The organism is Leptotrichia sp. oral taxon 879 str. F0557 (assembly GCF_000469385.1).
Taxonomy (GTDB): domain Bacteria; phylum Fusobacteriota; class Fusobacteriia; order Fusobacteriales; family Leptotrichiaceae; genus Leptotrichia; species Leptotrichia mesophila.
Window position 1 is genome coordinate 22,236 of record NZ_KI271317.1, and the last position, 10,017, is coordinate 32,252.

The 10,017-nt window shown below is 27.5% G+C and carries 8 protein-coding genes; all 8 read right to left on the bottom strand.

Annotated features, from left to right (window positions below; translation table 11 throughout):
• Window positions 1–269 precede the first annotated feature (269 nt).
• The 8 genes from HMPREF1552_RS04905 to HMPREF1552_RS04940 all read right to left on the bottom strand — a co-directional run bounded on the left by HMPREF1552_RS04905 (window position 270) and on the right by HMPREF1552_RS04940 (window position 9,830).
• Window positions 270–491: an acyl carrier protein gene (locus tag HMPREF1552_RS04905; RefSeq protein WP_026748316.1), complete on the bottom strand. Its 222-nt coding sequence runs from the start codon at window positions 489–491 to the stop codon at window positions 270–272.
• Between the two features lie 98 nt (window positions 492–589).
• Complete coding sequence (locus tag HMPREF1552_RS04910; protein WP_021743993.1) at window positions 590–4,102, bottom strand: SNF2-related protein; 3,513 nt, start codon at window positions 4,100–4,102, stop codon at window positions 590–592.
• Between the two features lie 139 nt (window positions 4,103–4,241).
• Window positions 4,242–4,796 (bottom strand): GNAT family N-acetyltransferase, encoded by a 555-nt coding sequence (locus tag HMPREF1552_RS04915; protein ID WP_039901204.1) that lies wholly within the window; start codon window positions 4,794–4,796, stop codon window positions 4,242–4,244.
• An 89-nt stretch (window positions 4,797–4,885) separates the two neighbouring features.
• Window positions 4,886–6,550: a signal peptidase I gene (gene lepB / locus HMPREF1552_RS04920; protein WP_021743995.1), complete on the bottom strand. Its 1,665-nt coding sequence runs from the start codon at window positions 6,548–6,550 to the stop codon at window positions 4,886–4,888.
• Window positions 6,551–6,634: 84 nt separating this feature from the next.
• Window positions 6,635–6,985: a 50S ribosomal protein L19 gene (rplS, locus tag HMPREF1552_RS04925; RefSeq protein ID WP_021768283.1), complete on the bottom strand. Its 351-nt coding sequence runs from the start codon at window positions 6,983–6,985 to the stop codon at window positions 6,635–6,637.
• A gap of 327 nt (window positions 6,986–7,312) precedes the next feature.
• On the bottom strand, window positions 7,313–7,666 hold the full coding sequence (locus HMPREF1552_RS04930) for an arsenate reductase family protein (protein WP_021743997.1): 354 nt from the start codon (window positions 7,664–7,666) through the stop codon (window positions 7,313–7,315).
• A 108-nt stretch (window positions 7,667–7,774) separates the two neighbouring features.
• Entirely contained in the window at window positions 7,775–9,421 is a 1,647-nt protein-coding gene (sppA, locus tag HMPREF1552_RS04935) for a signal peptide peptidase SppA (RefSeq protein WP_039901206.1), read from the bottom strand.
• A gap of 28 nt (window positions 9,422–9,449) precedes the next feature.
• The gene (locus HMPREF1552_RS04940; protein ID WP_021743999.1) at window positions 9,450–9,830 is read right to left on the bottom strand and encodes a hypothetical protein; all 381 of its coding nucleotides are present in this window, start codon (window positions 9,828–9,830) and stop codon (window positions 9,450–9,452) included.
• Window positions 9,831–10,017 lie beyond the last annotated feature (187 nt).

A 10,017-nucleotide genomic window follows, 5' to 3' on the forward strand; every position in this document is an offset into this window, starting at 1 on the left:
TTCGATTTTGTTTTCAAAAAATGCTTAGACGAGCTGGGTTTGCAAAGGGGATAGCGAATGTTCCCCTTTGCTTAAAAAAAAGAAAAAACATAAATATTATAAAAAAAGTATTTATTAATAGTAATCTTAGTTTTTATAAAAGTTACAAACAACTACTTATTTATTTTATTATTTTAAATAATAACTTTTTTACAATAAATTTATTTTAACATTTTTTCATTTTTTTTTCAATAAAAAAGGGGGGGAAAGTCCCCCAAAAGTTTTATCTATTATTTAGATTCGATGTATTCAATTACATCTTTAACTGTTTTAATTTTTTGTGCATCTTCATCAGGAATTTCAATGTCAAATTCTTCTTCAAAAGCCATGATTAATTCAACTGTATCTAACGAATCTGCTCCTAAATCATCAACAAAAGACGCATCTTCAGTTACTTGATCCTCATCTACACCTAATTGATCTACTACTATTGATTTAATTTTATCTAGCATTATAATGCCACCTCCATATTTATTTTCTAGAATTATTATACCAAATGAATTTAAAAAATGCAACTAAAAATTTATTGATAATAATGTAATTTTTTAGTTTAACTTAATAATTCCATTAGTTCCTTGTCGCTCATCTCGAATAAAACTTTTCCTCCATCCTTACTTTCCAATAGATTCTCACTCAACTTACGTTTATTTTCCTGAATTTTTATAATTTTTTCTTCAATTGTACCTTCTGTCACAAGTTTTATAACTTGCACACTTTTTTTCTGTCCAATTCTATATGCCCTGTCACTCGCTTGATTTTCCACAGCAATATTCCACCATGGATCATAATGAATTACGACATCTGCTCCAACAAGATTTAATCCAGTCCCACCTGCTTTCAATGAAATTAATACAGCCTGTCTTTCTCCAGCATTAAATCTGTTACAAATCTCAACTCTTTCCTTTGACTTCACATTTCCATCAATATAAAAATATTCAATCCCCATACTTACAAGCTCTTTTTCAATTTCCTTCAAAGTTCCTACAAATTGTGAAAAAATCAATAATCTATGCCCATTTTCTGTGATATCTGGAAGTAAATCCCGAAGCACCTCTATCTTTGCCACTTCACCTTTATAGTCTTCCTTGAACAAAGTTGGTGAATTGCAAATTTGCCTAAGTTTTGTTAAAATTGCAAGTATTTTCATTCTATTATTATCATTTTCATTAAATTTCTTCATTTCACTCTTAGCTTTTTTTATATACAACATATATAACTGTTTTTGTTCATTGCTCAATGTTACAACCATATTTGATTCGATTTTATCTGGCAATTCTGTGAGTACTTCTTTTTTTGTTCTTCTTAGTAAAAATGGAGCAATAATTTCACGTAAGTTGTGTATTTTCGAGGAATTTGGATTTACAATCGCTTCCTTATAAGTTTTTTTAAATTTTGTCAAATTATCTAAATATCCTGGTATTACAAAATCAAAAATTGACCATAGTTCTAAAATATTATTTTCTACTGGCGTTCCTGTCAATGCAAAATTTACTTTGCTGTTGATTTTCATAACTGCCTTCTTTATCTGTGAAGTTGTAGTTTTTATATTTTGAGCCTCATCTAACACCACTACATCAAATTCTCTGCTCTTATATTCTTCAATATCATTTCTCAAAGCCTGATAAGTTGTTATTAGAAATCCCCTTGTTCTTCTTGAAATAATTTCCTTTCTTTGACCTGCTGTTCCTTCAATCAAGGTTGGTCTTATTCCTGTAAATTTAATAATTTCTTCCTTCCAGTTATACAATAATGAACTTGGTACAATGATTAAGGCTGAAAAACTTCTATTTTCTTGATAAATCTCATTTAATAAAGAAATTGTCTGCAAAGTCTTACCAAGCCCCATATCATCTGCTAGAACTCCTCCAAATCCAATATCATACATATTTTTCAGCCAGTTAAACCCTAATTTCTGATATGGAAATAATTTTACATTTATATTATGTGGCTCAATTTCTTGCCGGTTTTTTATTTTATGGAACAAATCTTTAAATTCATCCATTTTTACAAGTTCTTCCTGAATATTTTTTGAAATTTGAGCAAGCTGTAAAGCTTTTATTTTAGAAATTTTATTTTCTCCAACTTTCAGATTAGAAATAGAATCTGTAATTCCAACCAGTTCTTCAATGCTTTTATTGGCAATTTTTACAAGTTCACCGCTTGAAAGCGTTATATATTTCTGCTCATTTTTAATTGCTTCCATCACAATTTCAACATCATCAGCCTTTATTCCCTCAATATCAAAACTGACATTCAAGAAATTATGCTCTACTTTCTTTATCCCAATATGAACATCTATATTTCTTGCATTTTTTATTTTATTGTCTAAATGAATTTTTACCTTGTTTGAATATTTTTTATCAATATATTCTGAAATTTTCCCTAGACCTTCATAATTTACATTATAAGTACCTTCTGTCAATTCTATACTTGCAATTGAATAACTTTCTACAAGTTTTCTTAGTTCCTTGAATAAATTCATATTTTTTCTTGGAATAAAATATTTTCCATTTTTCTTTATTGCACAAATAGTATTTGACAGATTAACCTTCACTACTTCCTTTTCATCAGTTTCTGAAACAAAAATATCAATATTTCCATCTTCTTCAATATATTCAGCAATATTTACATTTTCGTATCTCAAAACTGCTCCCAGCTTCTGATTATCCTCAAATGAAAGCTGATTAAACAAATCTGTATCTAGAGAATCAAACTTTCCGAAAAATCTTTCCTCATTCGCATCCATCTTAAAGACTTTAGTTGTATCATTTGAAAATGTATAAAATGGGCTATTTTCCGAGATTTTTTCTATATTTCTCATCATAATTCTGCCATTTTCAACTGTAAATAAAGGCTCATAACTGCTCATTATCTGTTTTTGCTCCCCTAGCAAAATAAGATTTTTCCCTTTTTCCATAGCTACAAGCAGTTTATTTAAAAGCATTTCATATACTTTCAAACCTTTTTTATCTTTAATTCCGCTATCTATAATACTTTGAATCTCTTTGCTGTATTCGTAAATTGCATTGATTATTTTTTTATTTGTTTCATTGAAAAAACAGTTCTTAGGGCTGTAAGTAATTTTGGAAGTAACTTCATATTCCCTTTCTTTCACAATAGCCTCAATAAACTTCAAAATATCTTTTACATAATATATTTTCTTAAATCCTGTCTTTATTCGCAAAATATAGTCTGGCACATTATTTTCCTGATTATAGTCATACCCATATTTATAGTCGCTATAACTTCCTTCATCAATTTCTATTTCCAGTCTCATTTCCTGTTTTTCATCAGCTTGAATATTTTCGATTTCTAAATAAAGATTATAGATTTCATTAATTTTTTTAGAAATACTTTCAACATTTTCCAATATTTCCTCATTTATTTTCTTTTTTTGAAAATCTATATTCTCTTTTTCAATTTCATCTTTTACAGCTTTTTCAGTATTTGTTTCAATTGTTTCAAATTTAATTTCCAAATTTTTATTTTTTTTATCAAAACTTGTAAATGTATCATTTTGAATATTTTCCTTTTTTTCAAGAGTTTCAGCTGTTTTATCTAATTTTTTTGTATTTTCACTTTTTAGTTTTAATCTCTGTCTTGATTTATTTTTATTATCATTTTCTGAATTTTTCACAGTAGCTTTTTCAGTTCTATTTTTTTGCTCTTTTTCCTTAATTTTAGCTATTTTTTTATTATCTTCCTCAAAATCATCTTCAAACATCATTTCAATTTCATCTGTCCCAATAACTTTTGAAATTTTTTCTGAATGATCTGCCATCATCCCCAAAGTTACAACGTGTTTACAACAATTTTTCTTATTATTCTTAAAAAACATGCAATCACAGTTTGCTTCGATAAATTCCCCTTTTTTCTGTTCTACCGTAATCGATGTCTTACAAAGGCTGTTTTCCTTGTACTCACCTTCCACCGTTATAAAATTTCCGTCAGCGAAAAGTGCGGTTATATTCCCCAAACTTTTATTATAATATTCCTGTCCAATCACGAAAATACTCGGCGTTATCTGTTTTTTTAATTCTAACGAAATACTATTCTCTCTCATATCTCTCCCTACTTTTATTTTTAAAAAAAATCTTTTAATTCTCAACTTTCCTCTTTTACAATTCCCCCAATAGATTCCGTTATTCTATCAAAAAATTAATGACATAATAAAAAACTATTCAGAATTTTAAAATCTAAATTTAAATAGATTTCATCATTATTATTGCATTTTCATTATTCCCATAATAATTTTTTCTTATAGAAATTTCTTCAAATCCAATTTTTTTATAAAGTTTTAGTGCTTTTTCATTATTTTCATTAACTTCCAGCAAAAATTTATCTCCTGAAAAATGTATATTTTTAATTCTTATATTTTCATTATCCTTAATCAAATTTTTCATACTTTCAATTAACAATTTTTCACCAAAACCTTGTCCTTGATATTCTTTTTTTATTGCTATCTCAAAAATATCTATGCTCTCTATTGTACCATAAAATGCGACATATCCCAACATATTTTTTTCAAATTTTTCATTTTTACCAAAATCTGTTTTTTCTTTTTGACTTTTTTCAAAAATTTTATTTTTATTTTCTTTTTTTAATTTTTCTACAAAAATATTTTCTCTCATAAAATTAAATAAGCAGTATATCTCATACTGCTCACTTAACATCATTTCAGAAAAATATTTATCTTCAACTTTATTTTTAAAGTTCTCATTATGAATTTTAACCAATTCATCGACAATATTTTTCATTTTATTCTCCATCTTTTCTTTAACTTTATCAAACTTTTCTTTAATTATTAAAAACAAATACACTTATAATAAATGTAAATGCTCTTAAATTATAATAGCCCAATTCTAGTCAACGGCCACCATCTTACAAGCAATTCACCCTTAATTCTTGGCTCTGCTACAAGTCCAAAGTATCTTGTGTCGTGACTATTTGCAGTGTTATCTCCCATAGCCATGTAATAATTAGTATCAAGTGTTATGGTTTCTCCATTTAACAACTTCTTAAACAATTCATCATTATACTTAAAGTCCATAATTGGCATAACCATTTCATCTCTACCTTCAACTTTTAAAGTAAACGTATAGTATTTATTAGTTAGTACATCATCAGGACTAGCTTTATACACATCATTGCTTCCTATTATATCTTTGAAATTCTTATCTGTCTTTACTAAATCCAAAAACTCTTTTCCACTTAATTTTTTATAACCTTTTCCATCATAGTAACTCTTCCAGTCGATTTCTCCAACAAGGCCACCTTTTTCTACTTCAAAAAATTTCTTATCAATTGCAATAATTTTATCTAATTTTACTTTATCACCTTTTTTAGGAATATAAATTTTATTATTCATAAGAATTCCTTCTGGCAAATATAATTTTTGAGGTGTTATTCTTTTTAAAATTTCTGATTCCTGTCCATTTATTATCATTGCTCCACCAACTTCTTGAACTTGACGATCCTGTAACTCTTTTTCATATCTTGCTTCTTCAAGTTTGTCATGTTTTTCATCGCCAGTATATTCAATTTTTGGTTCGTTATCAAGATTTGCAATTTTAAACTCTGTTATCGTCATTTTCCCTTTTGCAATTTGTAAAGTATCCCCAGCTGCTCCAACTATTCTTTTTGTGAACATCAATTTATTTTCCATCGGCTCTTTAAAGGCAATTATCTGTCCAACTTTAGGGCGTGAAAAATGATATTTAACCATATTTGTAAAAACTCTATCTTGAATCCTAATTGTAGGTTCCATTGAACCTGTAGGAATTACATAATTTCCTATATAAAACATTTGTATCAGTCCCACTAAAATAATCGCAACTAGAGCATTATCAATTCTTGAAAGTGCTTTCCCAAATGTACTTCTTTTTCTTTTTTCTCTTTTAATTCTCTCTTCTACTGTAATATTTTCCTTTGGAAACATTTTTTTAAAAATTTCTTCTGTGCTCTCATTCTTTACTTTTGCTTCAGTCAATATCTTTTCCATTTTTTTATTTCCATACACAGCTTCCTTTAAAATCATTTGTTCATCAATTTTTTCTTTTGGTAAATCTTTAAACAAATAAATAAGAATCAATGAAATTACAACATTTATTCCCAAATAAATATGAAAATTTATATCCATAATATTAAACATCAATCTGCTCAAAAACAACATTATAAGATTAAGCAAAAAAATCCATTCATGCTCTCTTCTTAGAACATAAACTATTAAATTTATGATAAACACTCCATAAATTCCCCAAACTTTTATAAAAATATCAGAATCTGGTGTTTTATCAACAATCACAAAAAATACTGATGTAATAATTAATGCAACTATTGTCAATATATTCCCTGCAACAAAACTTCCATTGCTTCTCTCAAGTGAAATTTTCTGCAATATTTCATCTTCTTTAGTTCTTATCCAATGTATAACCTGTTTTTCCTTAAAAAAGAAAAATAACAGAAATAACGTTGCAATAAGATAAAATACTCCCCACAATAACATATTCATAATTTTTCCTCTCCTAAATTTATAATTTTTAAATTTTTTAGTTTTTATAAAAAATAAAAAGCTAGCATTTTGCTAGCCTTGAAGCTACTTTCTAATTTCTTTAATTCTAGCAGCTTTTCCTGATAAGTTTCTCAAGTAGTATAATTTAGATCTTCTTACTTTACCAATTCTCTTAACTTCGATTTTTTCTACTAATGGAGAATTTAAAGGAATGATTCTTTCTACACCGATTCCTGAAGATACTTTTCTAACTGTGAAGTTTTTAGCAACACTTCCACCAGAAACTCTAATAACTACACCTTCAAAAACCTGTATTCTTTCTTTGTTTCCCTCTTTTACTTTGTAGTGAACTGCAACTGTATCCCCTGCTTTAAATTGAGGTACGTCAGCTTTCAAGTAATTTTTTTCTACTAATTCGATTAATTTCTCTTTCAAGAAATTCACTCCCTTCTTTCTAAGACATTCTTTCTATCTATACCAATTTTACTAATTCACAAACTTTTCTTGCTTATAAATCCTTTACAAAACTGGTAGCAACAATAAAAGCGGAATATCCTTTTATTCAATAACTTATTTAAGTTTATCACATTTTCCATTAATTTTCAATACAATTACAAAATTTTTTTCAATTTTTTCAAAATTTTTAAAATCATATTCTTTTTTCCTAAAATACTTTTTTTAATCTAAATATTTCAAACTCAAAAATTATAATTTTTTTATCAAATATCTATATTAAATTATAAATTTTAAGCAATTTTAAGTTTATTTCAATTTTTCAATCCACTCAGCTTCCTTAAATCCAACCAGCACAAAATCCTTCCCTACCAAAAGTGGTCTTTTCAATACCATTCCATTGCTTGCAAGTAATTCAAACTGCTCATCTTCTGACATCTCTGCCAATTTTTCCTTTAAGTTTAGCTCTTTGTAAACATTCCCACTTGTATTAAAGAATCTTTTTAACGGCAATCCACTTTCTTTATAATATTTCTTAATATCTTCCTTCGATGGTGTTTCTTCCACAATGTGCTTATATTCGTAATCAATCCCATTTTCCTCCAGCCATTTCACAGCCTTTTTACAAGTTGTGCATCTTGGATAGCAATATACTTTGTTCATTTTTTTACTTCCTTTCGTAATTTATTAAAATTTAAATTAATTAACAGATTAATATTTTTTTCCAATATTTCCTTTATACTTTTTTTACTTTTTATAAATTAAAAATTCTCACAATTCAATCTCGCTCTCATAATACAAAACTTGATTCATATTTCCTTGCAAAAATTCAATCTTTTCCCTAATTTCCTGAGATACAAACGGCATTTTTATATCTGACAGAGTTTCTTTTAAAGTTTGTGTTAACTCCACTATCTGCACTTTATATTTATCCAGTTTCAAATCATTTGCCATTGATTTTATACAATCTTCAAGAGAACCAACTTCATCAACTAAATTTATATTTTTGGCTTCACTTCCAAGCCATACTCTTCCCTGTGCAATTTTTTCAAGTTCCTCATCATTCATTCCTCTGGCTACCATTACATGTTCCTTAAACTCGCCATAAACTTCATTCATATTATGAATTAATTTCTCTTTTGAATCTTCTCCCAGTTTTTCAAACGGATTCAGCATATCAAAGCCAGCACCTTTTCCAAATCCTTCCAAATTAACGTCTAACTTTTTCATTGTTCCTGCAACTTCAGGATACATCATAACAACACCGATTGAGCCTGTCAAAGTAAAGTTATTTGCAAATAATTTTTTTCCAGTTGTGGCAATGTAATAACCACCGCTTGCACATACATCTCCCATTGAAACATATATTAGCACAGTCAATTTTTTTAATTTCTTATATATTTTTTCAGAAACTAAAGCACTTCCACCAGGTGAATTTATTCTTAACACTAACCCTTTCAAATTCTTTATTTCTTTTAATTCCTCAAGTTTTTCACAAACATTATCATAGGTAATATTTTTGTTAGGATTTTTCACATCAATAACACCTTCAAGGTTCACTACTGCAATCGTATCTTTGGCTTTTTCCTTTTTTTCTTTCAACATTCCTATGTAATCTTCAATTGAAACAGTATCTTCCTTGTAATTTATCCCAATTTCATCATAATCAGCAACACCGTCAATCAATTTATATTCCAAAGCCTTTTTCGCCCCAGCAAATATAAGATTTCCACTCAATATCTCATTTTCAATGTCAACCCCTCTTTTACTTTTTACCAGTTCCACAAAATCTCCAAAAACTTTATCCTTTATATTTTTAATTGATTCTTTTTTCTCTTCCGACATTTGGTTATGGCTATATTTTTCTCCAGCCACCTTGTAATCACCAATATGAAGCACATTCATTCTTATCCCAAATTTTTCCAGAAACGACTTCAAATAAAATTCCTTATGTAAATATCCTCTAAAAATAATAGTTGACTGCCTTGTGTCAAACATATAAATCTTATCCGCAAGCAAAGCCTCTCTATATCTACTTTCCTCAAAAAGCGTCCCTATCGCCACAACTTCCTTATTTTCCCTAATCTTGTCAAAAATTTTAGAAATCTCTTCCAGCTGTGAAAGTGTCAAATTCAACTTATCTACATCAACAATCACTTTTTTTATATTCTTATCTTCCGCAAGATTATTTAACCCTTGCAATATTTGATAATACGATAATTTCTCTTTCCCCTTTAATGCTGACATAGCCACATCTTCCTTCAATTTTTTAACATCAAATACAACAGTTTTTATCTTTTTTAAAGACAATTTCTTCTTATTTTTTACTCTAAGAATCTTCTTCACAAGAATTAAATTTAAAATTACACACAAAATAAGCATTATTACTATTTCTAACAGCATTTTCAAAATAAACATCATCTCAACTCCCTTTTTTACTTTTAAACTATTTCACTAATAATCCCAATCCAAATACAATACAACATCCTATTAACAATAACAATTCTTTCATATTGAAAATTAATATCAAAAAAATATACATCAATATTAAACTCCCCAAAATATAAAATACATTTTTCATCCTAATTTCAAAATCATACATTACTCCAAGTACAAAAAACACTATTAATGGCAAAATTAAAGTTATTGAAAAAAATATTACCAATTCAAAAAAATGAAGCAAAAATACTAATATCGGACTAGCACTATTAATTTCTATTATTACTTTTCTTGTATACAAAGCTATCGGATACAATATTAATTGTGAAATAAAAAACGGAAACAACGACATCCAATCTGGAAATTTTATTTTTTTGTTTTTATTCAATTTATTACTCCTATCAAAAATTTTATTTCATGGTACTATATTTAGATTAATAATTTTTTATTTATACTAATTCTAATTTAAATAATGAATCTAATATAAATTTTTCATTAAGGTATTCATTCTCATATAATTAAAATCTAAATTTAAAAAGTTGACGGAGCTTTTATTTGTTCAACTACGACTGTCT

What these genes read in the sequence shown, in the direction of transcription:
- sppA (WP_039901206.1), bottom strand. Translation starts at nt 9,421, where the DNA reads ATGTTTATTTTGAAAATGCTGTTAGAAATAGTAATAATGCTTATTTTG.
- lepB (WP_021743995.1), bottom strand. Translation starts at nt 6,550, where the DNA reads ATGAATATGTTATTGTGGGGAGTATTTTATCTTATTGCAACGTTATTT.
- HMPREF1552_RS04910 (WP_021743993.1), bottom strand. Translation starts at nt 4,102, where the DNA reads ATGAGAGAGAATAGTATTTCGTTAGAATTAAAAAAACAGATAACGCCG.
- HMPREF1552_RS04905 (WP_026748316.1), bottom strand. Translation starts at nt 491, where the DNA reads ATGCTAGATAAAATTAAATCAATAGTAGTAGATCAATTAGGTGTAGAT.
- HMPREF1552_RS04930 (WP_021743997.1), bottom strand. Translation starts at nt 7,666, where the DNA reads ATGAACAAAGTATATTGCTATCCAAGATGCACAACTTGTAAAAAGGCT.
- HMPREF1552_RS04915 (WP_039901204.1), bottom strand. Translation starts at nt 4,796, where the DNA reads ATGAAAAATATTGTCGATGAATTGGTTAAAATTCATAATGAGAACTTT.